Below are 24,873 nucleotides of genomic sequence, written 5' to 3' on the forward strand. Positions count from 1 at the left end.
CAGATGAGGCGGAAACGAAAACAAGCGAAGACTTTCGGCGTGAGTTGGCTATAATACTCGCCACTTGTTTGTCATAAATTCAAAGGAAACAGACATGAGCTTACTCAACGTCCCGGCGGGTAAAGAACTGCCGGAAGATATCTACGTCGTTATCGAGATCCCGGCTAACGCAGATCCGATCAAATACGAAGTTGACAAAGAGAGCGGCGCGCTGTTCGTTGACCGCTTCATGTCCACAGCGATGTTCTATCCGTGCAACTACGGTTACATCAACCATACCCTGTCTCTGGACGGCGACCCGGTAGACGTTCTGGTCCCGACGCCGTACCCGCTGCAGCCAGGCGCCGTCATCCGTTGCCGTCCGGTTGGCGTACTGAAAATGACCGACGAATCCGGTGAAGATGCGAAACTGGTTGCCGTACCGCACACCAAACTGAGCAAAGAGTACGATCACATTAAAGATGTGAACGATCTGCCGGAACTGCTGAAAGCGCAGATCACTCATTTCTTCGAGCATTATAAAGATCTCGAAAAAGGCAAATGGGTGAAAGTTGACGGTTGGGACAACGCCGAAGCGGCTAAAGCGGAAATCGTTGCCTCCTTCGAGCGCGCAGCGAAGAAATAAGTTCGCTTTTACATAAGCGTCAAGATAAAGGCTCTCATAGTAATGAGGGCCTTTTTATTGGCTAATGAATAGAACACAGTTTTTATCATTATTAATTTAACATTCACGGAATGAATAATACTTTACCTGATTTTTTATTAAAAAGGGTTGAATACGCTCACGGTTTCTCTAAAAAGCTTAAGATAATAATTGTTTTGTGAATGCTCCCAGACTCCCATGGACTTACGCCCTAAATATTAGCAAGCGCTAAAGTCTTATTTAGTGCATAAGCCCGATTACCTTTTTAATAAGGTATCCTAAGCTCTCCCTACCAATAACCGTATTTTTAATCCAACATAACATCCGCTCAAAACACACTTTTTAATATATTTTTAAGGGCTGCCATAATTATTTACTATTTTAAGAGATTATGATGAAAAATGATATATTAATTACCGGTGGACATATCATCGATCCCGCTCGTAATATTAATGAGATTAACAATTTACGCATCATTAACGATATTATCGTTGATGCCGATAAATATCCTGTAACTTCGGAGACCCGGATTATCCATGCCGACGGCATGATCGTTACTCCCGGTCTTATCGATTATCACGCGCATGTTTTTTATGACGCGACGGAAGGCGGCGTCAGGCCTGATATGTACATGCCGCCGAATGGCGTCACCACCGTCGTGGATGCAGGTTCTGCCGGTACGGCAAACTTTGATGCCTTCTACCGAACGGTGATTTGCGCCAGCAAAGTTCGAATCAAAGCGTTTTTGACCGTGTCGCCGCCGGGCCAAACCTGGTCACAAGAAAATTATGATCCTGACAATATTGATGAAAATAAGATCCACGCGCTGTTTCGTCAGTATCGCAACGTTCTTCAGGGATTAAAACTCAAGGTTCAGACTGAGGACATTGCTGAATATGGCTTAAAACCGCTGACTGAATCCCTTCGTATTGCCAACGATTTAAAGTGTCCCGTGGCAATACACTCGACTCATCCCGTCGTTCCCATGAAAGAACTTGTCTCCTTGCTACGCCGAGGCGATATTATCGCTCATGCGTTTCACGGCAAAGGTAGCACCATTCTTACTGATGAAGGCGTGGTCTTAGCCGAAGTCCGTCAGGCAAGGGAAAGAGGCGTTATATTTGATGCCGCCAATGGTCGCAGCCATTTTTCAATGAACACGGCACGCCGGGCCATCGCCAATGGCTTTCTTCCGGATATCATCAGTAGCGATCTCTCAACCATCACTAAACTCGCCTGGCCTGTTTACGCCTTACCATGGATTTTATCGAAATATTTAGCACTCGGCGTCGCGCTTACCGATGTCATTAACGCCTGTACCCATACCCCAGCAGTTTTAATGGGTATGGCAGCAGAAATTGATACGCTGGCCCCTGGGGCATTTGCCGATATCGCCATCTTTAAATTAAAAAACAGGCATGTTGAATTTGCCGATATTCATGGTGAAACGCTCACGGGGACGCATGTGCTGGTACCACAAATGACCATAAAATCCGGTGAGATATTATTTCGTCAAATTGATTTTGGCGCGCGGCCAAACGGAGTTGAAAAATGACCTCAATGCAAAAATGGCTACGGATCGGCGCGACATTAATGTTCGGCCTTTTTGTTGCTTATCTTGACCGTTCTAATCTTTCCGTTACGTTACCTACGATTACACACGACCTGAATATTGATGGCGCAACGGCCAGCATTGTATTAACCATATTTCTTATTGGCTATGCCTTTTCAAATATTTTTGGCGGCGTATTTACCCAGCGATACGATCCGAAAAAAATAGTCATTCTGATGGTGCTAATCTGGTCGATTGCGACCGTTTTTGTCGGATTTACCTCGTCAGTGTACGTTATTTTGATTTGTCGGCTGGTGCTTGGCATTACCGAAGGCATTTATTGGCCGCAGCAGTCCCGCTTCGCCAGCGACTGGTTTTCAGACAAAGAACGGACGCAGGCGAACAGCATTATCCAGTATTATGGACAGTTCCTGGCATTAGGCCTGGGATTTATGATTTTGTCCCCGCTGGATGCTGCCTTCGGTTGGCGAAATGTTTTTATTATCACTGGTGTGATCGGCATTGTTGTTGTGGTTCCACTTTATATAACAATGCTGAAAAAACAGGAAGAAGCGCCTTATTATCGTGCGCCGGCGCCAACAGAGAAAACTAAACTTACCCTGGAATCGCTGGGCGGAACCCCCTTCCTACTCCTTATTTTTACCTACATCACTCAAGGGATGTTGTTCTGGGGAATTACGTTATGGATACCCATGGTTGTCAATTCTCTCGGCTATACCGGATTCAGTAAAGCATTGGTCAGTTCTCTGCCTTATCTGACTGCGGTTATACTGGCAATCCCTATCTCATGGATCAGTGATAAGACACAAAAACGTGTACTTATTGCTTCACTGGGCCTACTAATCCCCGGCGTGATGTTATTTCTCCTGCCATTTGTCGATGCGCCGGGCTTTAAAATCACGCTCATTACCCTGGCGATGGGTTATTATGCCGCCAGCTTTACCCCCAATATCTGGTCGATTATCCAGTCGAACGTTAAACCCCATGCGATTGGCCCAGCCTCCGGTATTATTAATGGCATCGGCGCCGGCGGCGGCGGTACGTTGGCAGGCCTTATGGTCGGCTATTTTTACCGGACAACCGGCAGCTACATGCAGGGATTTATGGTTCTCGGATGCATTGTTATCCTGGGCGGCGCGTCATTATTGATCTACGGCAGAATAAGAGCTCACCATGCCCGGCGCTAGCGCCATCAGCCAGAATGTAAAAAACAACGCCACCCGAGGGTGGCGTGTTCAGTTCAGGGCTGGTTTCTGTCTAACCAGTCACCGCTTTCAATCAGAGTTAACCCATCAACAGGACGTTGATATACATACATCCATGCGCTGCCGTAAGGCGTCTGGATTAACTGGCGTGCGTATTCACCGCCCCTGGTGCGCAAAGCATCAAGTTCGGCCAGCGTGGCGTTATCAATTCGATAAACTTCACCGTATACCGCTCCGTTTCCCGGAACTGCGCCTGGATAGTGGCCCAGACTATACAACTGGTAGTTATCGATACGGTAATCGCCAAGCAATTGGGCATTGGTCATCCAGTGACTGTTGCCTTGTTTCTGTCGTAAACTGCCATAGACAAATATTCGCATTGCTAAAACTCAAACTGATAGAGCAAATCAAGTGCCTGATCTACGCCAGACACTGCTTCCAGATATAGCTTAGGCATCAGGCGATAACGTAACGTGAGCGTCGCCAGAGAGTCAAATATCCCTACACCATACTTCACCTGTAGACCCGGCAGTACATAGCCGCTGACCACAACCTGGGACGAATCGCCCACCCCTTGCGTGTCCAGCGCCAGATTACTTACACCGAATGTCTCTCCGATTTTACCCACAACCTGACCACTTTGCGCAACCCCCAGGCCAATAAGCATGGAGGTCATCGCTGCGCTATCACTCTGATTGCTGTCCAACCCCTGCCCACGCAGCAGATAAGAAAGCGCTTCAGCCTGCGGCATCGCCGGATCGGAGAAGATTTCCGCTTTGGGTTCATCAGCTGTGCCTGTGACGCGCACGCCCGCAATAACATCGTCTTCGGTGGCGTCAGGGTTACGGATCGCTTCGATATTGAGCAGCGGCTGATCCGGCGGGCCGGAGAACAGCAGCTCGCCTTTACGGACAAGCAGGTCCTGGCCGTAGGCGCGGAATCGGCCGTCAGGAATATTGATTTGACCATTTAGCCCCAGCCCCTGCTTATCCTGCGCGACTTTCAAATCGCCGGTCAAACGCGCTTTAAGCCCGAAGGCGTCGATGCGCACGTTGTTGCCGACGTGGACCGTCAGATTACTGTTGATGGGAATAGACGCTGTCTGCGGCGTTTCTGGTTGCAGGTCATTGTTGAGCATAACCACATCGCTGGAGACGCCGACCGCGCTCTCCGGCAGGTCGTGCACCACAATTCGCGCCCACGGAACGTCCACACGCCCATCCAACGTGAACAGCGAAGGCGTCGCGTCAAAGACCACATCCGGCGAGACATCTAGGCGCACCATCGGCGGAACGGTAATCCGCACCCGGCTGCCTTTCGCCGTCACCCGCGCGCGCCAGTTGTCAATCTGACTCCAGTCGGCGTTGCCGTTCAGGTTAATTTGCCCTTGTTGTGTTCGCACGATACCGGCGAGCGTCGAACGCGTACCGCTAAAGTTCATGGTGAGCTGGCTCGGCTGCATCTCAAACGGCATAAAGTTACCGTCAATATCCAGCGCGCTAAGCTGCAACTGACCAAACAACTGCGGGCTTTGCACATCGCCGCCCAGACGTAGCCTGGCGTTTAACATTCCCGCCGCTTTTTCGCCGCGCGAAAAGACAGGGTTGACCATCGCCAGATTGAGATTGCGCATGTTGACGTTACCGCCGAGATTGCGCCGCCCCTGAGGATCGGTTACCTGCACCTGGCCATCGAATTGACCATTGTTCGTCAGGCGAATCAGCCATCCCAGCTCGGCGCGATTATTGTGCAGATCGGCGCTGAGGTTCAGCGTCTCAAACGCGACCGGTAACGGCGCGTCATTGACGGTCTGCGTGACCTTCACATTACGACCGGAAAGCGTGACCTTCCCCTGCGGCAATCCCTCCTGGGTGGTGTCCCACGACACATCCGCTTTCCCGCTAAAGATCCCACTGGCCTGAGTGGTATCAGGCATAAATGGCTTCAGCATCGCCAGATCAAAGCGGTTGAGATTGACCACCGCCCGTCCTGCGGCGCCCGCATCAATGGTTTGCGGGATGCACAGCTCGGCGTTCGGGTTCAGCCAACAATGCGGCCCGATACTGATTTTCTGTTCTTTATTACGGTAGTCCAGCGCAATCGCGCGGGTCAACGACCATGGCCCCACTGGCGTCTGGAAACGGGTGTCGCTTAACGTCCCTTTCCAGCGCGCCGCCTCGCGATCGAAGCTGCCTGTCAGGGAGAGTTGACCGGATACCGGTTCTCCCTGAACACGGAGCTGTAGCTGATGCTGCTTCTCGCTGCCTTTGGCGTCAAGCGTCACCAGATTGATGTTAACGTCGGGCTGCGAAATCCGCTCTACGCGAACGTTGAGATGGCCCGCTATCTGATCGGTGGATTTAATATCGCCCTCAATGCGCGCCTGGGCGACAGACAGCTCCTGCCAGCGCAAGCCGCGGGCGGTGATATCCGCCAACAGCTGCGGCGCTTCTACCGTACCGCGGACTTTAACGATTCCTTTTGCCATGCCGCCCAGTCCTGGCAGCGCATTATCCAGCCCTGGCGCATCGATGGCGGCGTCAAGATTCAGCTCCTTAACGCCAAGCTCGCCTTTTATATCGGCGCTGTTTGGGCCCAGCGCAAAGTGCAGCCCCGGGATCGTCCACTGCATGTAGCTGTTGCCCTTTAGCGTCCCGTTAACGTTAACGCTGTTCTGCTTCACATTGCCGGTCAGCTTGAGCTCCGGGACATCCATCTGCCAGGTGCCGCCGTAGAGGCTGCCTTTGGTTTTCATGACGCCGTTAAGCTTCGCGGGCCAGTCCGGAATCTCTTTAGCGGTATTGATGCCATTCAGCGTCAGTTCGCCACGCCAGCTAATCGCCTGCTGCCAGTCCACCAGCGCTTTCAGTTCGGTTTTTCCCTCCAGAGCGGCGACGGTGAGTTTATCGAGATTAATCTGCCGCTCATTCCCTTTGGCATCCAGCGTGATGGTCGCCGGCGGAATATCTTGTCCTTTCACGGCGGTTCGCATCGACAACGTATAGTCGGTCATCTTACCGCTCAGTTTGAGCTTCAGATCGTCAGCCTGAAACTGGGTATCACCCGTCAATGGCCAGGCAATGCGTTGGCTGACGACTTCAAGATTGAGCGGTAAACCGGCCTCCGCCAGCCGCGTCTGGGCGCGAAGCGCGACATCCATCGGCCCGGAAAGGTTCACCCCGACCTCCAGTTGTTCGCGTAACGCGCCGCCGACCTTGAGTTTTATCTTTTCACCCTTTAGCGGATCGATATTCAGCGTACTGTTGAGCGTAATATCAACCGGCCAGTTATTGGCGAGCTGCGCCGTACCGGAGGCTTTCACCGTGCCCTGGTTGGCGTCGATATCCAGAGTATCCAGCTTCATATTACCGTCGATACTGCTGACTTTAAGCAGCATCGTGCGCACCGTCAGATCGGTATCGCCGGTGATGCGTAGCTGCTCGCCGCGAAATGACTCGATATTCAGATTGAGCGGCAGGTGAACATCGGTCATCTCCGGCATTACCGGTTTTGCAAACAGATCTTTTAGCGTTTCGCCAAGCGGCTTTTCATCCGGTTGAGGTTTCTCGATTTTGGGTTCAACCACCTCTTCCTGCGCCACGTCAGCGACCTTCGGCAGCGCGATCAGCAGTCCCTGAAGCCGCGTCGGTTTCAGGGTCAGGTTTTTCTCCTGCCATGCCAGCCCGGAGGTAAAATCCAACACCGAAACGGTAGTGTCATCAATCTTGATATTGATGTTATTCAACGCCACGCGCGACAGCGTGATGGGCCAGGGCGTGGAGAGGTTCAGCGGCCCGCTTTCTTCCTCTTCTTGCGCCGGTTCGGAGGGCGGCATTTTTTTGCTGTCGATAGCGACATTAATATCTTTTAGCGCCAGATCATTGACGCACAGGCTACTGCGCCACAGGCAATCAAGCCCGATGGCCAGATGAATTTCGCCCGCATTCACCGCAACGCCCGGCTGCTCATAGCGGATATTTTTTAACGATAAGTCCCGCCAGCCGCCGGTGACCTGCCCAATCTCCAGCCCCGGCACCCAGCGGTTCGCCGCACTGAATACCAGATGCAGCCCCGTCGTCGTCCCGACCAGAAACGCAACGCTCGCCAGTAACACCACAATGAAAATCAACACGCCGAGGCTTATTTTCTTCCATAAACTCATAATTCAGGCCCCAGACCGATATAAAACTGTAAACCGTGTTCGTCTTTGTCGCCGACCGGTACGGCAAAATCGAGTTTGACAGGCCCAACCGGCGACGCCCAGCGCACGCCGACCCCGGTCCCGGTTTTGAAATCGCTACGGCGAATATCACTCACCGCCTCGCCGCTATCGACAAACACTGCCCCCCACCATTTACCGGTGACGTTATACTGGTACTCCAGCGATCCGGTTGCCAGTTTTGAGGCGCCTTTAAGATTGCCGTCGCTATCTTTAGGCGAAATAGATTTGTATTTATAGCCGCGAATACTGCGGTCGCCCCCGGCGAAGAAACGTAAATCCGGCGGAACTTTGTCGAAATCACCGGTTTCTATCCAGCCCAAATTGGCGCGCATCACAAAACGGTGGCGATCGTACAAAGTCCGAATCCAGACGTTTTGCGCCTGCAGCACGGAGAAATCCACGTCGGAGCCCCAGGCCGTATTCGAATAGTCTACTGAATAGCGCTGCGAATCGCCCCAGGTTGGCATCAGTCCCCCTCGCGAGCGGGTTCGGCTGATCATCACGCCCGGGTAGAACAGCATGGTGGTATTGGTGACGTTCCCCTGGGTAAAGTGGTCGAAACTCCAGCGCAGATTAATCGCCCGCTGCCAACCACTGGAAAGGTCCCAGTAACGCGACACGGCAAGCGTGGTCGAGTCCTGCTCCGTATCATTCAAATCGGTACGTTTAAAACCGCCCTGTACCAGATAGTATTGCTCCAGCGGGTTTTTCAGCAGCGGCATTTTATAACTAAAATCCAGCACCTGTTCCGGCGCAGAAATACTGGTGCTGGTGGTCAGGCTATGACCGTAAGAGTTCATCCACGGTTTTTTCCACGACGCTTTCACGCGCGGCCCGACGTCGGTGGAGTACCCCACCCCGGTTTCAATCGTGTTTTCGGTTCGCGGCGATACCACGCCTTTTAACGGCAGAATTTTTGTTTTACGCGATTTCTCAAATTCCGGCGCCACCACGACAGAATTAAACCATCCGGTAGCGGAAAGTCGGCGGTTTAGTTCCGCCAAATCTTTCGATTCGTACTCATCACCCTCTTTAAACGGCAACAGATTTTGTAAATATTCATCACGAATCTGCGAACCTTCGAAGGTGACAGGTCCGAAGCGATAGCGCTCACCGCTATCATAATCAATATCCCAAAACGCCTGATGGCGGCCCAGAGCAATTCCCAACTGACTTTTAATGAATTCGCTGTCGAAATAGCCTTTACGTAGCGACACGCTGGTTAACGACTTTTTAAAATTGTCATAGTCTCCCTGGTTCAGCACCGTGCCGATTGCCGGACGCGTTTTCAGTAAGGCCAGATAATCTTTGTCCGTGCGCGCGCCGCCGCGTAAAATGACTTCTGTACCGCCAATCAACACCGGCTGGCCGGGCGTAACCCTGGCGATTAATACCTGCCGTCCTTTCGCAGGCGGTGGAAGCAAGTCGAATTTGATAGTGGGTTCGTAATAGCCTAACGCTTTAAGCCCTTCGCGAATCGCATCATCAACTCGGGCGCGAAAGCGCCGATCCGGCGTCACCTCATCGCTCTGAATCGTAGAGAGCTGTGCGCGAACGTTTTTTTCCAGCTCTCCGGATAGCCCTTCGACTTTCAGACGAACATTTGCGGCTACCGCAGAACTGCTCAGGCACAGTAAGCTAACCCAACATAACTGACGGATATGTGGCACATTTTCTCCTGAATATCCCCTATTCCCACCCCTGGAAAAAATCACACTACCGCTCCGCGGCTTAACATAAAATCAACAATTTCGATTGAAAAGCAGACGACTGCCCAAATATTTCTTATGGTTAAATCCAGATACATTAATGTTGTTATTGTGTGCAAAGATGCGTCTCGTTACAACCTTAACGCCAATTAACGCTTTCGGGAGAATAGCTCATGAGTTTATTTGATAAAAAACATCTGGTTACTCAAGCAGATGCGTTACCAGGACGCAACACCCCGATGCCGATCGCCACTCTGCATGCGGTAAATGAACACTCTATGACCAATGTCCCTGCCGGGATGGAGATCGCCTACTTCGCTATGGGCTGTTTCTGGGGCGTAGAACGTTTATTCTGGCAATTGCCCGGCGTATATAGCACCGCGGCAGGGTATGCAGGCGGTTACACGCCTAATCCAACCTACCGGGAAGTCTGCTCCGGGCAGACCGGTCATGCCGAAGCGGTACGGATAGTGTACGATCCTGCCGTTATCAGTTATGAGCAGCTTTTACAGACCTTCTGGGAAAATCACGATCCGACGCAGGGGATGCAACAAGGTAACGATCACGGTACGCAATACCGTTCTGCGATTTATCCCTTAACGCCGGAACAGAATGCCGCCGCTCACGCCAGTCGCGAGCGCTTTCAGTCGGCAATGACCGCCGCCGGAGACCATCGCCCTATTACCACGGAAATCGCCCATGCGACGCCGTTTTACTACGCCGAAGATGAACACCAACAGTATCTGCACAAAAATCCATATGGTTACTGCGGGATTGGCGGGATCGGCGTTTGCCTGCCGCCTGACGCGTGACGACGCTGGCGTAGGGGGAACTTGTCGGAGTTGAAAATGAACCCTCTGGCGACTTTACAGTAGCTTACGCTATACTAGCCCTGAACTTATCGGCTCACTGCTACGAGCCGGTTTTCATTAAACGTTACCACACGGATTTATAAACTTCCCTTCCGAGGATCTGGCGTTTCGCCGGATAAGATATGTTAAACAGTATATTCATTATATTCTGCCTGATCGCTGTAAGTGCGTTCTTCTCCATCTCCGAGATCTCGCTTGCCGCATCACGTAAGATTAAACTTAAGTTATTAGCTGATGAAGGCAGTATCAACGCACAACGCGTATTGAAAATGCAGGAAAATCCCGGCATGTTTTTCACCGTTGTGCAAATTGGCCTGAACGCCGTCGCTATTCTTGGCGGTATCGTCGGCGATGCGGCATTTTCGCCCGCCTTTTCCGCCCTCTTCTCGCACTATATGTCGCCAGAACTCTCCGAGCAGCTGAGCTTTATTCTCTCTTTCTCGCTGGTGACGGGGCTGTTTATCCTGTTCGCGGATTTAACCCCGAAACGCATCGGTATGATTGCGCCAGAAGCTGTGGCTTTGCGTATCATCAACCCGATGCGCTTCTGCCTGTTCGTTTTTCGCCCGCTGGTGTGGCTGTTTAACGGCATGGCAAACAACATCTTCCGCCTGTTCAAAATTCCAATGGTGCGGAAAGACGACATTACTTCTGATGATATTTACGCAGTGGTGGAAGCCGGCGCGCTGGCGGGCGTCTTGCGCAAGCAAGAGCACGAACTAATTGAAAATGTGTTTGAACTTGAATCTCGCACCGTACCGTCTTCTATGACGTCGCGCGAAAGTATCATCTGGTTTGATCTGCACGAAGACGAACAAAGCCTGAAGAAAAAGGTCGCCGAACATCCGCACTCAAAATTTTTGGTGTGTAATGAAGATATCGACCACATCATCGGCTATGTAGACTCCAAAGATCTGCTGAATCGCGTGCTGGCTAACCAAAGTATGGCGCTGAATAGCGGCGTGCAAATTCGCAATACCTTGATTGTGCCGGATACGCTGACCCTTTCTGAGGCGCTGGAAAGTTTCAAAACGGCGGGCGAAGATTTCGCGGTCATTATGAATGAATACGCTCTGGTCGTCGGTATCATTACGCTGAACGATGTGATGACCACGCTAATGGGTGACCTGGTCGGCCAGGGACTGGAAGAGCAAATTGTGGCGCGCGATGAAAATTCCTGGCTGGTTGACGGCGGCACGCCGATTGACGACGTCATGCGCGTGCTGGATATCGATGAGTTTCCGCAATCCGGCAACTATGAAACCATTGGCGGCTTTATGATGTTTATGCTGCGCAAGATCCCAAAACGTACTGATTCGGTGAAGTTTTCCGGCTACAAATTTGAAGTGGTGGATATCGACAACTACCGTATCGATCAGTTGCTGGTGACGCGTCTCGACAATAAAAGCAACGTACCGGCGCCGAAACTGCCCGATGCGCAAGGTAAAGAAGACAGCGCGGCCTGAAATCCGTTTGCCAGAAACATCAACGGCTCCTGATTCAGGAGCCGTTTTTTTTTACTTTTTTAACCTACTGCATAGCACTTTTGGTTACGCCATCTCAGTTTGCAGACGCATAACCTGACGGTTAACTTCAGACATCACAGACAAGTGCTGCTTGTCTCTCACTTTTGGGATAAGAATCTTACCCTTATCGAACTCAAAAGCGCCAACATCCTTGATATATAACCGTCCACGGAACAGGATCTTCACGTACTTCGCCACCTGTAGCGGGTTGTAGCGTTGGAAAATTTTCATTGTTGTCTCCTGCAGAGTATTACGCCCTTGCGATGCCACAATCGGCCCAACAGTTTTAAGGCGCAAATTTTAATGCCATATGACTATAGACCATATCTACGTCGTTTCCAGTGTGCATAAGTATATTTACCTTTTGATTACAGTTATTCAGAATTATCTAAACATCAGCTCATTTTTCTCAGTATATGCCTTCATTTTTCACAGGAAGTGTGCGCCCGCCCGCAAACTGGCATCCCCTTTGCGGGAAAAAGCATCAATCGCACATATGATTAACTATCGGCCCAAAGTGGTCGGATCACCTGCAAAAAAATAAAGAAGGAATGACCATGACCTTACGTAAAATTCTGGCGATGTCGTGTCTGCTACTCCCCATAATGGCTTGTGCGCATAACCTTGAAGTTAACCAACGGGTGCCGCCGGTAGGCATTGCCGACCGTGGCGAACTGACGTTGAATAAAGATGAGTTTAGTTATAAAAACTGGAATAGCGCGCAGCTGGCGGGAAAAGTGCGCGTCCTGCTGCACATTGCGGGTCGAACGTCAGCGAAGGAAAAAAACGCCACGCTGATTGAAGCGATTAAATCAGCCAAGCTCCCGCATGACAGATACCAGACGACCACAATTGTGAACACCGATGATGCGATCCCAGGCTCCGGTATGTTCGTGCGTAGCAGTATAGAAAGTAATAAAAAGCTCTACCCGTGGTCGCAATTTATTGTCGACAGCAATGGCGTGGCGCGTAACGCCTGGCAATTAAAAGAAGAGGGGTCCGCCGTCATCGTGCTTGACAAAGACGGTCGGGTTCAATGGGTGAAAGATGGCGCGTTAACCCAGCAAGAGGTACAGCAGGTGGTCGACCTGCTGCATAAGCTCCTCAGTAAATAGTCACCCGGAAGCCGGGGTTAAGGAACGATTCACGAGGGGTATAGTCCAGCGTTTTTCCCTGCCAGTCGTGAACGTGCGCCCCGGCTGCAACGGCAATGGCATGACCTGCGGCAGTGTCCCAGACGCTGGTCGGCCCAAATCTGGGGTAAAGCTGCGCCTGGCCTTCCGCCACAAGGCAGAATTTCAGCGAGGAACCAATAGAGGTTGTCTGATGTTCGCCAAGCTGTTGGAGATATTCGGTGAGTTCATCATCCGTATGCGAACGGCTAATCACCACCAGCGGCGGGCGGGCATCCCGGACCTGAATCTGCTTACGCACCCCGCACTCCTCTTTCCAGGCCTTACCTTCCGCCGCGTAGTACATCACTTTCAGCACCGGCGCATAGACCACGCCCAACACCGGCTTGCCCTGCTCAATCAGCGCGATATTGACCGTGAATTCGCCATTGCGCTTGATGAACTCCTTGGTGCCGTCGAGCGGATCGACCAGCCAGTAACGCTGCCAGTGCTGGCGCACTTCCCAGGCGGGCGGATCCTCTTCTGAAAGCACCGGAATATCCGGCGTGAGCGTGCGTAACCCTTCGAGAATCACGGTATGTGCGGCGATATCCGCCGCAGTGACTGGAGAATCGTCCTGCTTGCGGGCGTACTCCATCGGTTTGGCTCCATCATAAACCTGCATAATGGCATCGCCCGCGTTCCGTGCAAGCTGGCATACTTGTTCTAACATTCTCCACCTCTTTATGACGGGGGCGTTAACTCGTTGTTTTACTTATACCCGATCGTTAAGGGTTCCGCCAACTGTGATACCGTCAGCGGTTTTGATAATAGCTTTCATGGCATGATTCACCTTTCTGTGAACACTCGCAAAAAATCGGCCGGATGGGGCGGTTTCGCCTTCTTCTGGCGACGGTTGGAACGATATCGGGTTTCACTGTTTGTCATCGCTATTTTTCACTATCCGGCTTTTCTATTGCGTTCTTAAAAGGTGCCTCTGATGATTAAGTTTAGTGCAACGCTTCTGGCTACGCTGATCGCCGCCAGCGTGAATGCGGCCACCGTCGATCTCCGTATCATGGAAACTACTGATTTACATAGCAACATGATGGATTTCGATTATTACAAGGATACCGCAACCGAAAAATTCGGATTGGTACGTACCGCAAGTTTGATTCATGCCGCCCGAAATGAAGTCAAAAACAGCGTGCTGGTGGATAACGGCGACCTGATTCAGGGGAGCCCTCTGGGCGATTATATGGCGGCAAAAGGGCTCAAAGACGGTGACGTTCACCCGGTCTATAAAGCGCTCAACACTCTGGATTACGCGGTTGGAAACCTCGGCAACCATGAGTTTAATTATGGTCTGGACTATCTGCATAACGCGCTGGCTGGCGCGAAATTCCCTTATGTTAACGCCAATATTATCGACGTTAAAACCCAAAAGCCGCTCTTTACGCCTTATCTGATTAAAGAGACGAGCGTTATTGATAAAGACGGCAACCCGCAAACTCTGAAAATCGGCTATATCGGCTTTGTTCCGCCGCAAATCATGATTTGGGATAAAGCGAACCTGAGCGGCAAAGTTACCGTCAATGACATTACGGAAACCGCCCGGAAATATGTGCCCGAAATGCGCGAGAAAGGCGCTGATATCGTGGTAGTCATTGCTCATTCAGGTCTTTCTGCCGATCCGTACCACAGCATGGCGGAAAACTCGGTTTATTACCTCAGCGAAGTTCCTGGCGTCGACGCGATTATGTTTGGCCACGCTCACGCCGTCTTCCCCGGTAAAGATTTTGCCGACATCAAAGGCGCGGATATCGCCAAAGGTACGCTTAACGGCATTCCTGCGGTAATGCCTGGCATGTGGGGCGACCATCTGGGAGTGGTCGATCTGGTGCTCAATAACGACAGCGGCAAATGGCAGGTTACGCAGGCGAAAGCGGAAGCGCGGCCTATCTATGACGCCGCCGCTAAAAAGTCGCTGGCGGCGGAAGACAGTAAGCTGGTCGGTATTCTGAAAGCCGATCACGATGCCACCCGCGAGTTTGTCAGCAAGCCCATCGGTAAATCCGCCGATAATATGTACAGTTATCTTGCTCTGGTGCAGGACGATCCTACCGTACAGGTGGTGAATAACGCGCAAAAAGCGTATGTGGAACACTTTATTCAGGGCGATCCGGATCTGGCGAAACTGCCGGTGCTGTCCGCCGCCGCGCCGTTTAAAGTTGGCGGGCGTAAGAACGATCCTGCCAGCTTTGTCGAGGTGGAAAAAGGCCAGTTGACCTTCCGTAACGCCGCCGATCTTTATCTCTATCCGAATACGCTGGTGGTGGTGAAAGCCAGCGGCAAGGAGGTAAAAGAGTGGCTGGAATGTTCTGCCGGACAATTTAATCAGATTGATATTCACAGCAACAAACCGCAATCGTTGATCAATTGGGATGGCTTTCGCACCTATAATTTCGATGTCATTGACGGCGTGAATTATCAAATCGATGTGTCACAGCCCGCCCGCTATGATGGCGAATGCCAGATGGTGAATCCGCAGGCGGAACGTATTAAAAACCTGACCTTTAACGGTAAGCCTGTCGACCCGAACGCTACGTTCCTGGTCGCCACGAATAACTATCGCGCTTACGGCGGCAAGTTTGCCGGCACGGGCGACAGCCATATCGCCTTTGCGTCTCCGGATGAAAATCGCGCCGTGCTGGCGGCATGGATTGGCGCAGAGTCAAAACGCGCGGGCGAAATCCATCCGGCGGCGGATAATAACTGGCGTCTGGCGCCAATCCACAGCGATACGGCGCTGGATATCCGCTTTGAAACATCGCCAGGCGATAAAGCCGCTGCCTTCATTAAAGCGAAAGGGCAGTATCCGATGAAGAAGGTTGCCGTCGATGATATCGGTTTTGCCATTTATCAGGTGGATTTAAGCAAGTAACGTGTGTCCCGTATGGCGCTGCGTTTATTCGGCCTGACTGGCAGGCCGAATAAAGCGCTAGCCGCCATCTGATAAACGTTCCCGCTGCGCCAATACCTGCGGCAAATTCAGTTCTATCCAGTCCGCCAGCGCGGCGACTTTATCACTCACCTGCTCGCCAAGCGGCGTCAGGCTGTACTCCACATGCGGCGGAACAACTGGATATGACACCCGGTTAAGAAATCCGTCCTGTTCAAGCGCCTGTAACGACTGCGCCAGCATCTTTTCACTCACGCCTCCCATCTTGCGGCGCAGGTCGCTAAAACGGTGTGTACCGTCGCGTAACGCCACCAGAATCAGTACGCCCCAGCGACTGGTGACATGTTTTAACACCTCACGGGACGGGCACTGTTCAGCAAAGAGATTGCCTTCACGCAACTGCCGGGAAAGAGTATGAGCGCGCATTGATACTTACCTTTTTGTACGTACTTACTAAAAGTAAGTTTAGGTGGTAGCGTAATAAAACACAAGACCAACACTGAGGAGTTCACCATGATTGCTATCACTGGCGCAACGGGCCAACTGGGCCAACACGTTATTGAAAACCTGCTAAAAACGACGCCCGCCAGCCACCTCGTCGCGATCGTCCGTAACCCGAAAAAAGCCGCCCCGCTCAGTCAGCGCGGGATTGCCGTTCGCCAGGCGGATTACGCTAACGAAGCCGCGCTGACCACCGCCTTACAGGGCGTTGATAAACTGCTGCTTATATCATCCAGCGAAGTGGGACAACGCACCGCGCAGCACCGCAACGTTATTCAGGCCGCCATTGCCGCGAAGGTGAAATTCATCGCCTATACCAGCCTGCTACATGCGGATAAATCGCCGCTGGCGCTCGCCGATGAACATATTGAAACGGAAAAGATGCTGGCTGAGTCAGGTATTCCTCACACGCTATTACGTAACGGCTGGTATACGGAAAACTACCTGGCGAGCGTCCCTGCCGCGCTGAAGCATGGCGTCTTTATTGGCGCGGCGGGAGAAGGGAAAATCGCCTCCGCAATGCGCGCTGACTATGCCGCCGCCGCCGCGCGCGTCATCCGTGAAGAGGGTCACGCCGGGAATGTCTACGAACTGGCGGGTGATGACGCCTGGACATTAAGCCAGTTGGCGGATGAACTTACTCATCAAAGCGGAAAAAAAATCGTCTACCAGAACCTGAGCGAAGTCGATTTTGCCGCCGCGCTGAAAGGCGCAGGCCTGCCTGACGGACTGGCGGATATGTTGGCCAATTCTGACGCTGGCGCGGCGAAAGGCGGCCTGTTTGATGACAGCCATACGCTGCGTAAACTCATCGGTCGCCCGACGACGACGCTCACAGAAAGCCTTCGCTCCGTACTGTAAATGTTAAAATTTAGTTAATTTATGTGGCATCCTCATAGACCTTCTCTGATAATGACGGAACGGTTTATGAGGAGAATCTGATGATTAGCGGCGTGCTATACGCCCTGCTGGCAGGGCTAATGTGGGGATTGATTTTCGTCGGCCCGTTAATCGTGCCGGATTACCCGGCCCTCTTACAGTCAATGGGACGCTATCTGGCGCTGGGGCTGATTGCCCTGCCGATTGCCTGGTTAGGCCGCACGCGGTTACGCCAGTTAACGCGCAAAGACTGGTCCACCGCCCTGTCGCTGACCCTGATGGGCAATGTAATCTATTACGCCTGCCTCGCCAGCGCCATTCAGCGAACCGGCGCGCCGGTGTCGACGATGATCATCGGGACATTGCCGGTCGTCATTCCGCTTTTCGCTAACGTTCTCTATAGCCAACGAGACGGCAGATTATCCTGGCGGCGTTTAGCGCCCGCGCTGGCGCTTATCGGTTTTGGCCTGCTGTGCGTCAATATTGCTGAACTTAGCCAGGGATTGTCCGATGTTAGCGGCTGGCGCTATGGTTCAGGCATTGTGCTGGCGCTGATTTCCGTAGCGTGCTGGGCATGGTATGCGCTGCGCAACGCCCGCTGGCTGCGGGAAAATCCCGACAAACATCCCATGATGTGGGCAACGGCGCAGGCGCTGGTTACGCTGCCGGTCTCGTTAATCGGCTATGCGGCGGTCTGTCTGTGGCTGAGTATCCAGAAACCGCTGTTTACCCTGCCCTTTGGCCCGCATCCCGCGCTGTTTATCGGTCTGATGATCGCCATCGCGGTGCTGTGTTCCTGGGTGGGCGCGCTGTGCTGGAATATCGCCAGCCAAAAATTGCCAACCGTTATTTTAGGGCCGCTGATTGTTTTTGAGACGTTGGCGGGACTGCTCTATACCTTCATTCTGCGCCAGGAAATCCCGCCATTCCTGACGTTAAGCGGCATTGCGCTCCTGGTGGCGGGCGTGGTCATTGCCGTGAGAGCGAAACCGGAAAAAGCGACCGTCGTTCCGGTCACGGAACGCTAATTTCATACTCGCTTAAATTATACGCACCCCGAAAGAGTTATAGCTTCGCCTTAAAGATGCATTTAAAATACAACTTATATTATTGCAAATGAGGTAACGGCTATGGCTTATCGCGATCAACCTTTAGGCGAACTGGCGCTCTCTATTCCCCGCGCATCGGCGCTGTTTCGCCAGTACGATATGGATTACTGCTGCGGCGGAAAACAGACGCTGGCGCGCGCCGCCGCGCGTCACGACGTCGATATTGACATCATAGAAGCGCAACTGGCGCAGTTGGCTGAACAGCCCATCGAAAAAGACTGGCGCGCCGTTCCGCTGGCGGACATTATTGACCATATCGTTGTTCGCTATCATGACCGACATCGCGAACAACTGCCGGAGCTTATTCTGCAGGCAACCAAAGTGGAACGCGTCCACGCGGATAAGCCAAACGTCCCACGCGGCCTGACAAAATATCTCACCGCGCTGCATGAAGAGCTTTCCAGCCATATGATGAAAGAAGAACAGATCCTGTTCCCCATGATCAAACAGGGTATGGGTCGCCAGGCAACGGGCCCGATAAGCGTAATGGAAAGCGAGCATGACGAGGCGGGAGAGCTGGTAGACGTCATCAAACACGTCACCAAAAATGTAACGCCGCCGCCAGAAGCCTGCACCACCTGGAAAGCGATGTATAACGGCATTAATGAGATGATTGATGATCTGATGGAGCACATCAGCCTGGAGAATAACGTGCTGTTCCCACGCGCGCTGGCCGGGGAATAATCGCCAGCCGGGCATTTTGCCGGATGGCGGCTGTAAACGGCGCCTTATCCGGCCTCCAAATCAACGTTACGCTGTAAGCCCGGTAAGCGCCAGCGCCACCGGGCAAAACAATTAACGCATTCCCGCCATCCGTTTCTTACCTATCAACAGCCAGCCCAGACCCAACGCGATAAACCACAGCGGCGTCACGATTAGCGCCTGGCGCGTATCGTCTTCCAGCGTCAGTAATACCAGCACGAATGCAAAGAACGCCATGCAGACCCAGCACATCAGCTTACCGAGCGGCATCTTATAGATGGATTTTTCATGCAGGTGGGGACGCTTTTTGCGGTACACCAGGTATGAACACAGAATGATGGTCCAGACAAACATAAACAGGATGGCCGAAACCGTAGTGATCATGGTGAATGCGCCAATCACGCTCGGGTTGACCATCAGCATAACCACGCCGCCCAGCAGGCAGATACAGGAGAAGGTCAGGCCTTTCGCCGGTACCGCGCGTTTCGATAGCTTAGCGAACGCTTTTGGCGCCACGCCTTCTTGCGCCAAGCCAAACAGCATACGGCTGGTCGAGAAGACGCCGCTGTTGGCGGAAGACGCCGCCGAGGTCAGCACGACAAAGTTGATCACGCTCGCAGCGGCAGGCAGACCCACCAGTACAAACAGCTCAACAAACGGGCTCTTATCCGGCACCACGGAACTCCACGGCGTCACCGACATAATGACAATCAGCGCAAAGACGTAGAACATGATGATACGGATCGGTATTGAGTTAATCGCGCGCGGCAGCGATTTTTCCGGATCTTTAGTTTCTGCGGCGGTAGTACCAACCAGCTCAATGCCCACGAAAGCGAACACTGCAATCTGGAAACCGGCAAAGAACCCGCTAATACCTTTCGGGAACCAGCCGCCGTCATTCCACAGATGCGCGAAAGACGCTTCAACGCCTGTCGGCGATTTAAAGTGCATCGCAATCATCACCAGCCCGACCACAATCAACGCCACAATGGCGACGATTTTGACCATAGCAAACCAAAATTCCATTTCACCAAACATTTTAACGGTGGCGAGGTTGAGGCTTAGCAGCAGGATCACTACCGCCAGCGAGGCGACCCAATCGGAAAGGCCGGGAAACCAGAACTGCGCGTAGGCGGTAATCGCCACCACGTCAGCCATACCGGTCACTACCCAGCAAAACCAGTACGTCCAGCCGGTGAAATATCCCGCCCAGGGGCCAAGCAGGTCGGAAGCAAAATCGCTAAACGATTTATATTCCAGATTCGAGAGCAGCAATTCCCCCATGGCGCGCATCACGAAAAAAAGCATAAAACCGATGATCATATACACAAAAATGATCGACGGTCCGGCGAGACTGATCGTTTTACCCGATCCCATAAACAGACCGGTACCAATAGCGCCGCCAATAGCGATAAGCTGTATATGACGGTTTGTAAGATTGCGCCGTAGCGACTGTTCAGCCGGAGCCTGTTCGTCGGCTGCGACTTTTACCTGATCTACCATGTTTTTCTTCCTGTACCTGTCTGTGTTGTGCGGGCTCTACGGCCTTTGGTCTATGATACGACGATCCTGTTATCAGGACTCATCGATATTAGGTAAGAATCGGCGGGATGAATACTAAGATTCAAATACAATGTTAATTTTATGTTTAAAATGAGTGTTATATCACTTTGATAATGCGAATTAGCTCACAAAAATACACGTAACGACGCCATTTGCAAAATAAAATATTGGCATCTGCTGAAGCCAGGGTTGCCGGATAAGGCGTTTACGCCATCATCCGGCAAACCCGGGGCGCTTACAGAATTTCCAGCAGTTCCACTTCAAACACCAGGGTGCTGAATGGCGGAATAGATGCCCCGGCCCCACGCTCGCCATAGGCCAGCTCCTGTGGGATAGTCAGTTCCCATTTGGAACCTACCGGCATCAGAGTCAGCGCTTCAATCCAGCCGGCGATCACGCCATTTACCGGGAATTCAGCCGGTTCGCCGCGCGCGACGGAGCTGTCAAATACGGTGCCATCAATAAGCTTACCGGTGTAATGCACGCGTACGCGGTCGGTACGCGCCGGAATCGCGCCTTCGCCCTGCGTCAGAACGCGGAACTGTAAACCAGACTCAGTACTGTTCACACCGTCTTTTTCGCGGTTTTCTTCCAGGTATTTCACGCCTTCGGCCGCCATCGCTTTGAAACGCTCACGACGCACCGCGTCCGCACGCTCATGAATTTCACGCAGCGCACGATGCACCACATCAACAGGAACCGCCGGGTGTTTACCTTCCAGCGCATCAGCAATGCCTGCAACCAGCGCTTCAGGCAACAGCCCTTCAAGACCGGATTCGCTGAGCTGCTGCCCTACCTGCAAACCAATGCCGTAGCTCGCTTGCGCTTCAATAGTGTCAAAAGTCGGGGTGGCCATTATTTTTCCTTCATCGGATATCAAAAAAGTAGCGGGCAGCATAACAGCCACGCTTCTTCTGGTAAAACTTTGTCTCAGGGAGGATGACAAATCGCAGGGAAAAAGAAACAATAGATTATCCGTATTGATGTCACGAAAGCGGATAGCACTACCAGTATCATAGCGTTAGCCATCTATACTCTATGATTAAGGAACGAGATGCGGAGCAGGAGGTAAACCATGCCCGGGCGCTTTGAATTAAAACCAACCCTGGCGAAAATCTGGCACGCGCCGGATAATTTTCGCATCATGGAACCGCTGCCGCCTATGCATCGTCGTGGCATTATCATTGCCGCTATCGTGCTGGTGATCGGTTTCCTGCTGCCCGCCAGCGAGACCAGCGACTCACCTGTCGTCACGCGGGAAGCGCAATTGGATCTGCAATCGCAATCACAGCCGCCGACGGAGGCCCAGCTTCAGGCGCAGCTGGTCGCGCCGCAAAACGATCCGGATCAGGTGGCGCCCGTTGCGCCGGAACCTATCCAGGAAGGCCAGCCGGAAGAACAAAACCAGCCGCAGACGCAGCCTTTCCAGCAGGATAGCGGCATCGGTCAACAGTGGCGCTCGTACCGGGTAGAGTCTGGTAAAACTCTGGCGCAACTGTTCCGTGACCACGGGCTGCCCCCGACAGACGTTTATGCAATGGCGCAGGTAGAAGGCGCTGGCAAGCCGCTGAGTAATCTCAAAAATGGTCAAATGATTAAAATTCGCCAGAATGCCAGCGGGGTGGTGACAGGTTTAACGATAGATGGCGATAACGGTCAACAGGTGCTGTTTACGCGTCAGCCTGACGGCAGTTTTATTCGCGCACAGTAACGCCGGCTGCGCCTTACCCCGTCTATACCCTATTCGTTCAGGTGAAGCATTACCGCTTCACCTTATTCACCCACCAAATCCCCGAACACACCAGCACCAGCGCAATCATGTATTTCCACTCCAATATATTCTCGCCGAGAAAAATAGCCGAAAGAGCCGCGCCAGAAACCGGGATCAGAAAGTTAAACGGCGCAATCATCCCCACGCGATTATATTTGAGTAAAATGCTCCATAGCGCAAAAGCGACCGACGAGAGCAGCGTCAGGTAGACTAAAATCGCCACCGACGAGAAGCCATGTATCGTCAGCGTACCGCCAAAAACGTAACCGCCAATGACCAGTACCAGACCGCCAATCCCCAATTGATAGCCAGTCATGACCATCGGATCGACCGTCTGCGAGAGACGTTTGCCATACAACGTGGCCGCAGAAAGAATAAACGCCGCCAGCACCACGGAGCCTTCTCCCGGCAGATTAAAGCTGAAATCCAGGCCGTTGCTGACGTTCACCACCATGACGCCCGCAAAGCCCAGAATACAGCCGAGCGTTTTGTTGTAGCTCAATCGGTCGTTCTGATAAATAAAGTGCGCCAGCAATACGCTGAAGAATGTGCCTGTCGCGTTCATGATTGAGCCTTTCACGCCGGAGGTGAACGCAAGGCCGATATAGAAAAAGAGATATTGCAGCGACGTCTGAGTCAGCCCCAGTAACGTCAACTGAGCAAACTGGCGCGGACGAAACCGACCAATCGGTTTACGCTGAAGCAGCGCGAACAGTAGTAGCAACCCACCCGCAAACAAAAAACGATAACCAGCAAAAACAATTTTAGAAGGGATATCATCGGTGGCTATCTGAAAGAGGTCATAACCGCTTTTGATGGCTGGATAAGCGCTGCCCCATAGCAAGCAACAAAATGCGGCACACACATAAACGACGTTTTTGCGGGCACACGGGGAGGCCTGGCGTTGGGTATCCATTCTTTCACCAAGAAATTAAAATAATGTTTTATTTTTGATTATCGCGAAAAGAGGGGGAGATAGCCAGTCGAAAAGCGATGGGGTTAAAAAAGCAAAACGTCGGCGCTGGGCCGACGTTTCGTTGCTAGCAAAAACGAGAATGCCTGATTACTCAGCAACCACGTTGATGATAACTTTTGCGAATACTTCGCTGTGAACCTGGAAGTTCACTTCGTGTTCGCCAGTGGTACGCAGAACGCCGTTCGGCAGACGAACTTCGCTCTTAGCCACGTCAACGCCAGCCGCAGTCACAGCGTCAGCGATGTCGCGAGTACCGATGGAACCGAACAGTTTACCTTCGTCGCCTGCTTTAGACGCGATAGTAACGGTTTCCAGGGCGTTGATTTTCTCTGCGCGTGCATTTGCAGCAGCCAGAACGTCAGCCAGTTTAGCTTCCAGTTCAGCGCGACGTGCTTCGAAGTATTCAACGTTTTTCTTGGTAGCCGGAACAGCTTTACCCTTTGGTACCAGGAAGTTACGAGCATAGCCCGCTTTAACGTTAACCTGATCACCCAGGCTACCCAGGTTTGCTACTTTATCAAGCAGAATAACTTGCATTACCTTATCCTCTCAAAGTCGTATTAATGGACCGTGACCGATTACTGATGGCGATCAGTGTACGGCAGCAGAGACAGGTAGCGAGCGCGTTTGATAGCGCGAGCCAGCTGACGCTGGTATTTTGCACGGGTACCGGTGATACGGCTTGGGACAATCTTACCGCTTTCGGTGATGTAGTTTTTCAGCGTAGCGATATCTTTATAGTCGATCTCTTGAACGCCTTCCGCGGTGAAACGGCAGAACTTGCGACGACGGAAATAACGTGCCATATGGCTAGTCTCCAGAATCTATCAATTCAATCTGCTCGGCATGCAGAACCATTTTGCTCAGACCGTTCTTTGCCTTGTGGCAAGAAATAAACCCCTGAACGGTTATGCGGCTGCCGACCGTTATACTGTGAGTAATGGCCTGGTTTTCGTGTCCGCTAACAATAACGGGCATTTGGCACCACGCCTGCCGGTGAAAGCCGGCTTCCTCTTGCACAGAACGATGCTCAAGCACGAACTGGCAATGCGGAATTCCTGATGGACTGACCTTTCGAAGGGGGGCCCTGCACACGGTGCCGGACAACGCCAGACGGTTGGTCATCAGAAATTACTCTTCAGAATCCCCAGCTTCAGCATCATCTGCGGTTTCGTTAGCGAAATCATCGCGACGCTCACGGCGCTCGTCTTTCGCTTTAACCATCGGAGAAGCTTCGGTAACAGCGTGCTTAGTACGCATAACCATGCTGCGGATAACGGCATCGTTGAAGCGGAAGGTAGTTTCCAGCTCATCGATCACTTCCTGCGGCGCTTCAACGTTCATCAGAACGTAGTGCGCTTTGTGCAGTTTGTTGATCGGGTAAGCCAGCTGACGGCGGCCCCAGTCTTCCAGACGGTGGATCTTGCCTTCTGCGCCAGTGATGGCGGCAGAGTAACGCTCGATCATACCCGGAACCTGTTCGCTCTGGTCAGGATGGACCATAAAAACGATTTCGTAATGACGCATCGAATTGCTCCTTACGGATTA

24 protein-coding genes are annotated in these 24,873 nt (G+C 52.3%); 11 read left to right on the forward strand and 13 right to left on the reverse strand.

Annotated elements, in window-relative coordinates:
* The first annotated feature begins 94 nt into the window (after positions 1 to 94).
* The 3 genes from ppa to QEN31_RS20775 all read left to right on the forward strand — a co-directional run bounded on the left by ppa (position 95) and on the right by QEN31_RS20775 (position 3,403).
* On the forward strand, positions 95 to 625 hold the full coding sequence (gene ppa / locus QEN31_RS20765; protein WP_000055079.1) for an inorganic diphosphatase: 531 nt from the start codon (positions 95 to 97) through the stop codon (positions 623 to 625).
* A gap of 409 nt (positions 626 to 1,034) precedes the next feature.
* Positions 1,035 to 2,198, forward strand: coding sequence for a metallo-dependent hydrolase (locus QEN31_RS20770; protein ID WP_099949729.1), 1,164 nt, complete (start codon positions 1,035 to 1,037; stop codon positions 2,196 to 2,198).
* Positions 2,195 to 3,403: an MFS transporter gene (locus QEN31_RS20775; RefSeq protein ID WP_000203131.1), complete on the forward strand. Its 1,209-nt coding sequence runs from the start codon at positions 2,195 to 2,197 to the stop codon at positions 3,401 to 3,403. The genes QEN31_RS20770 and QEN31_RS20775 overlap by 4 nt, the downstream gene beginning before the upstream one ends.
* Positions 3,404 to 3,456: 53 nt before the next feature.
* Here the strand turns inward: QEN31_RS20775 and QEN31_RS20780 are convergent, their stop codons facing one another.
* Genes QEN31_RS20780 through tamA form a run of 3 tightly spaced genes read right to left on the reverse strand, consistent with a single transcriptional unit; the run spans position 3,457 to position 9,313 of the window.
* Positions 3,457 to 3,801, reverse strand: a complete 345-nt coding sequence (locus QEN31_RS20780; protein WP_001219167.1) for a gamma-glutamylcyclotransferase family protein — start codon at positions 3,799 to 3,801, stop codon at positions 3,457 to 3,459.
* Between the two features lie 2 nt (positions 3,802 to 3,803).
* A complete protein-coding gene (gene tamB / locus QEN31_RS20785; RefSeq protein ID WP_000060815.1) occupies positions 3,804 to 7,583 on the reverse strand; it encodes an autotransporter assembly complex protein TamB in 3,780 nt (1,259 codons plus the stop codon).
* Entirely contained in the window at positions 7,580 to 9,313 is a 1,734-nt protein-coding gene (tamA, locus tag QEN31_RS20790) for an autotransporter assembly complex protein TamA (RefSeq protein WP_001120231.1), read from the reverse strand. The genes tamB and tamA overlap by 4 nt, the downstream gene beginning before the upstream one ends.
* 212 nt (positions 9,314 to 9,525) lie before the next feature.
* Between tamA and msrA the strand changes: the two genes are divergently transcribed.
* A complete protein-coding gene (gene msrA, locus QEN31_RS20795; RefSeq protein WP_000051472.1) occupies positions 9,526 to 10,164 on the forward strand; it encodes a peptide-methionine (S)-S-oxide reductase MsrA in 639 nt (212 codons plus the stop codon).
* A 182-nt stretch (positions 10,165 to 10,346) separates the two neighbouring features.
* Positions 10,347 to 11,690, forward strand: a complete 1,344-nt coding sequence (locus tag QEN31_RS20800; protein ID WP_000934974.1) for a hemolysin family protein — start codon at positions 10,347 to 10,349, stop codon at positions 11,688 to 11,690.
* 84 nt (positions 11,691 to 11,774) lie between these two features.
* On the opposite strand, the gene QEN31_RS20805 is transcribed toward QEN31_RS20800, so the two are convergent.
* Positions 11,775 to 11,981 carry a DUF1107 domain-containing protein gene (locus tag QEN31_RS20805; protein ID WP_000689229.1) on the reverse strand — a complete coding sequence of 69 codons (207 nt, stop codon included), beginning with the start codon at positions 11,979 to 11,981 and terminating at the stop codon, positions 11,775 to 11,777.
* A gap of 326 nt (positions 11,982 to 12,307) precedes the next feature.
* Here QEN31_RS20805 and QEN31_RS20810 point away from each other — a divergent pair, with 326 nt between their 5' ends.
* Positions 12,308 to 12,865 (forward strand): YtfJ family protein, encoded by a 558-nt coding sequence (locus QEN31_RS20810; RefSeq protein ID WP_000175305.1) that lies wholly within the window; start codon positions 12,308 to 12,310, stop codon positions 12,863 to 12,865.
* On the opposite strand, the gene cysQ is transcribed toward QEN31_RS20810, so the two are convergent.
* The gene (gene cysQ, locus QEN31_RS20815) at positions 12,855 to 13,595 is read right to left on the reverse strand and encodes a 3'(2'),5'-bisphosphate nucleotidase CysQ (protein ID WP_000893398.1); all 741 of its coding nucleotides are present in this window, start codon (positions 13,593 to 13,595) and stop codon (positions 12,855 to 12,857) included. The two genes, QEN31_RS20810 and cysQ, sit on opposite strands and share 11 nt — an antisense overlap.
* Before the next feature lie 267 nt (positions 13,596 to 13,862).
* On the opposite strand from cysQ, the gene QEN31_RS20820 reads away from it, so the two are divergent.
* On the forward strand, positions 13,863 to 15,806 hold the full coding sequence (locus QEN31_RS20820) for a bifunctional 2',3'-cyclic-nucleotide 2'-phosphodiesterase/3'-nucleotidase (RefSeq protein ID WP_000589395.1): 1,944 nt from the start codon (positions 13,863 to 13,865) through the stop codon (positions 15,804 to 15,806).
* A 57-nt stretch (positions 15,807 to 15,863) separates the two neighbouring features.
* On the opposite strand, the gene QEN31_RS20825 is transcribed toward QEN31_RS20820, so the two are convergent.
* A complete protein-coding gene (locus QEN31_RS20825; protein ID WP_001201297.1) occupies positions 15,864 to 16,250 on the reverse strand; it encodes a winged helix-turn-helix transcriptional regulator in 387 nt (128 codons plus the stop codon).
* A gap of 87 nt (positions 16,251 to 16,337) precedes the next feature.
* On the opposite strand from QEN31_RS20825, the gene QEN31_RS20830 reads away from it, so the two are divergent.
* From QEN31_RS20830 to ytfE, 3 genes are all read left to right on the forward strand, one after another.
* Positions 16,338 to 17,186, forward strand: a complete 849-nt coding sequence (locus tag QEN31_RS20830; RefSeq protein WP_000560616.1) for an SDR family oxidoreductase — start codon at positions 16,338 to 16,340, stop codon at positions 17,184 to 17,186.
* Between the two features lie 80 nt (positions 17,187 to 17,266).
* Positions 17,267 to 18,232: a DMT family transporter gene (locus QEN31_RS20835; RefSeq protein ID WP_000623290.1), complete on the forward strand. Its 966-nt coding sequence runs from the start codon at positions 17,267 to 17,269 to the stop codon at positions 18,230 to 18,232.
* Between the two features lie 102 nt (positions 18,233 to 18,334).
* Positions 18,335 to 18,997 (forward strand): iron-sulfur cluster repair protein YtfE, encoded by a 663-nt coding sequence (gene ytfE, locus QEN31_RS20840; protein ID WP_000331468.1) that lies wholly within the window; start codon positions 18,335 to 18,337, stop codon positions 18,995 to 18,997.
* A gap of 111 nt (positions 18,998 to 19,108) precedes the next feature.
* Here ytfE and cycA read toward each other — a convergent pair whose 3' ends face one another.
* On the reverse strand, positions 19,109 to 20,518 hold the full coding sequence (gene cycA, locus QEN31_RS20845) for a D-serine/D-alanine/glycine transporter (protein WP_000228322.1): 1,410 nt from the start codon (positions 20,516 to 20,518) through the stop codon (positions 19,109 to 19,111).
* A 295-nt stretch (positions 20,519 to 20,813) separates the two neighbouring features.
* Positions 20,814 to 21,434: an FKBP-type peptidyl-prolyl cis-trans isomerase gene (gene fklB / locus QEN31_RS20850; RefSeq protein ID WP_000235161.1), complete on the reverse strand. Its 621-nt coding sequence runs from the start codon at positions 21,432 to 21,434 to the stop codon at positions 20,814 to 20,816.
* Between the two features lie 219 nt (positions 21,435 to 21,653).
* Between fklB and QEN31_RS20855 the strand changes: the two genes are divergently transcribed.
* The gene (locus QEN31_RS20855) at positions 21,654 to 22,289 is read left to right on the forward strand and encodes an OapA family protein (RefSeq protein WP_001119448.1); all 636 of its coding nucleotides are present in this window, start codon (positions 21,654 to 21,656) and stop codon (positions 22,287 to 22,289) included.
* 49 nt (positions 22,290 to 22,338) lie between these two features.
* Here QEN31_RS20855 and QEN31_RS20860 read toward each other — a convergent pair whose 3' ends face one another.
* The 5 genes from QEN31_RS20860 to rpsF form a co-directional block, all read right to left on the reverse strand.
* Entirely contained in the window at positions 22,339 to 23,265 is a 927-nt protein-coding gene (locus tag QEN31_RS20860) for a DMT family transporter (RefSeq protein WP_099949730.1), read from the reverse strand.
* Between the two features lie 147 nt (positions 23,266 to 23,412).
* Positions 23,413 to 23,862 carry a 50S ribosomal protein L9 gene (rplI, locus tag QEN31_RS20865; RefSeq protein WP_001196059.1) on the reverse strand — a complete coding sequence of 150 codons (450 nt, stop codon included), beginning with the start codon at positions 23,860 to 23,862 and terminating at the stop codon, positions 23,413 to 23,415.
* Between the two features lie 41 nt (positions 23,863 to 23,903).
* Positions 23,904 to 24,131: a 30S ribosomal protein S18 gene (gene rpsR / locus QEN31_RS20870; protein WP_000135199.1), complete on the reverse strand. Its 228-nt coding sequence runs from the start codon at positions 24,129 to 24,131 to the stop codon at positions 23,904 to 23,906.
* 4 nt (positions 24,132 to 24,135) lie between these two features.
* On the reverse strand, positions 24,136 to 24,450 hold the full coding sequence (gene priB, locus QEN31_RS20875) for a primosomal replication protein N (protein ID WP_001519453.1): 315 nt from the start codon (positions 24,448 to 24,450) through the stop codon (positions 24,136 to 24,138).
* Between the two features lie 6 nt (positions 24,451 to 24,456).
* Positions 24,457 to 24,852, reverse strand: coding sequence for a 30S ribosomal protein S6 (gene rpsF / locus QEN31_RS20880; protein ID WP_001216673.1), 396 nt, complete (start codon positions 24,850 to 24,852; stop codon positions 24,457 to 24,459).
* Positions 24,853 to 24,873 lie beyond the last annotated feature (21 nt).

Origin of the sequence: Salmonella sp. SA15303 (assembly GCF_029962125.1) — a bacterium.
Taxonomy (GTDB): Bacteria; Pseudomonadota; Gammaproteobacteria; order Enterobacterales; family Enterobacteriaceae; genus Salmonella; species Salmonella enterica.

Bases quoted from the DNA above. Each gene is read 5' to 3' on its own strand.
- ppa (WP_000055079.1), top strand. From the start codon at position 95: ATGAGCTTACTCAACGTCCCGGCGGGTAAAGAACTGCCGGAAGATATC.
- QEN31_RS20770 (WP_099949729.1), top strand. From the start codon at position 1,035: ATGATGAAAAATGATATATTAATTACCGGTGGACATATCATCGATCCC.
- QEN31_RS20775 (WP_000203131.1), top strand. From the start codon at position 2,195: ATGACCTCAATGCAAAAATGGCTACGGATCGGCGCGACATTAATGTTC.
- QEN31_RS20780 (WP_001219167.1), bottom strand. From the start codon at position 3,801: ATGCGAATATTTGTCTATGGCAGTTTACGACAGAAACAAGGCAACAGT.
- tamB (WP_000060815.1), bottom strand. From the start codon at position 7,583: ATGAGTTTATGGAAGAAAATAAGCCTCGGCGTGTTGATTTTCATTGTG.
- msrA (WP_000051472.1), top strand. From the start codon at position 9,526: ATGAGTTTATTTGATAAAAAACATCTGGTTACTCAAGCAGATGCGTTA.
- QEN31_RS20800 (WP_000934974.1), top strand. From the start codon at position 10,347: ATGTTAAACAGTATATTCATTATATTCTGCCTGATCGCTGTAAGTGCG.
- QEN31_RS20805 (WP_000689229.1), bottom strand. From the start codon at position 11,981: ATGAAAATTTTCCAACGCTACAACCCGCTACAGGTGGCGAAGTACGTG.
- QEN31_RS20810 (WP_000175305.1), top strand. From the start codon at position 12,308: ATGACCTTACGTAAAATTCTGGCGATGTCGTGTCTGCTACTCCCCATA.
- cysQ (WP_000893398.1), bottom strand. From the start codon at position 13,595: ATGTTAGAACAAGTATGCCAGCTTGCACGGAACGCGGGCGATGCCATT.
- QEN31_RS20820 (WP_000589395.1), top strand. From the start codon at position 13,863: ATGATTAAGTTTAGTGCAACGCTTCTGGCTACGCTGATCGCCGCCAGC.
- QEN31_RS20825 (WP_001201297.1), bottom strand. From the start codon at position 16,250: ATGCGCGCTCATACTCTTTCCCGGCAGTTGCGTGAAGGCAATCTCTTT.
- QEN31_RS20830 (WP_000560616.1), top strand. From the start codon at position 16,338: ATGATTGCTATCACTGGCGCAACGGGCCAACTGGGCCAACACGTTATT.
- QEN31_RS20835 (WP_000623290.1), top strand. From the start codon at position 17,267: ATGATTAGCGGCGTGCTATACGCCCTGCTGGCAGGGCTAATGTGGGGA.
- ytfE (WP_000331468.1), top strand. From the start codon at position 18,335: ATGGCTTATCGCGATCAACCTTTAGGCGAACTGGCGCTCTCTATTCCC.
- cycA (WP_000228322.1), bottom strand. From the start codon at position 20,518: ATGGTAGATCAGGTAAAAGTCGCAGCCGACGAACAGGCTCCGGCTGAA.
- fklB (WP_000235161.1), bottom strand. From the start codon at position 21,434: ATGGCCACCCCGACTTTTGACACTATTGAAGCGCAAGCGAGCTACGGC.
- QEN31_RS20855 (WP_001119448.1), top strand. From the start codon at position 21,654: ATGCCCGGGCGCTTTGAATTAAAACCAACCCTGGCGAAAATCTGGCAC.
- QEN31_RS20860 (WP_099949730.1), bottom strand. From the start codon at position 23,265: ATGGATACCCAACGCCAGGCCTCCCCGTGTGCCCGCAAAAACGTCGTT.
- rplI (WP_001196059.1), bottom strand. From the start codon at position 23,862: ATGCAAGTTATTCTGCTTGATAAAGTAGCAAACCTGGGTAGCCTGGGT.
- rpsR (WP_000135199.1), bottom strand. From the start codon at position 24,131: ATGGCACGTTATTTCCGTCGTCGCAAGTTCTGCCGTTTCACCGCGGAA.
- priB (WP_001519453.1), bottom strand. From the start codon at position 24,450: ATGACCAACCGTCTGGCGTTGTCCGGCACCGTGTGCAGGGCCCCCCTT.
- rpsF (WP_001216673.1), bottom strand. From the start codon at position 24,852: ATGCGTCATTACGAAATCGTTTTTATGGTCCATCCTGACCAGAGCGAA.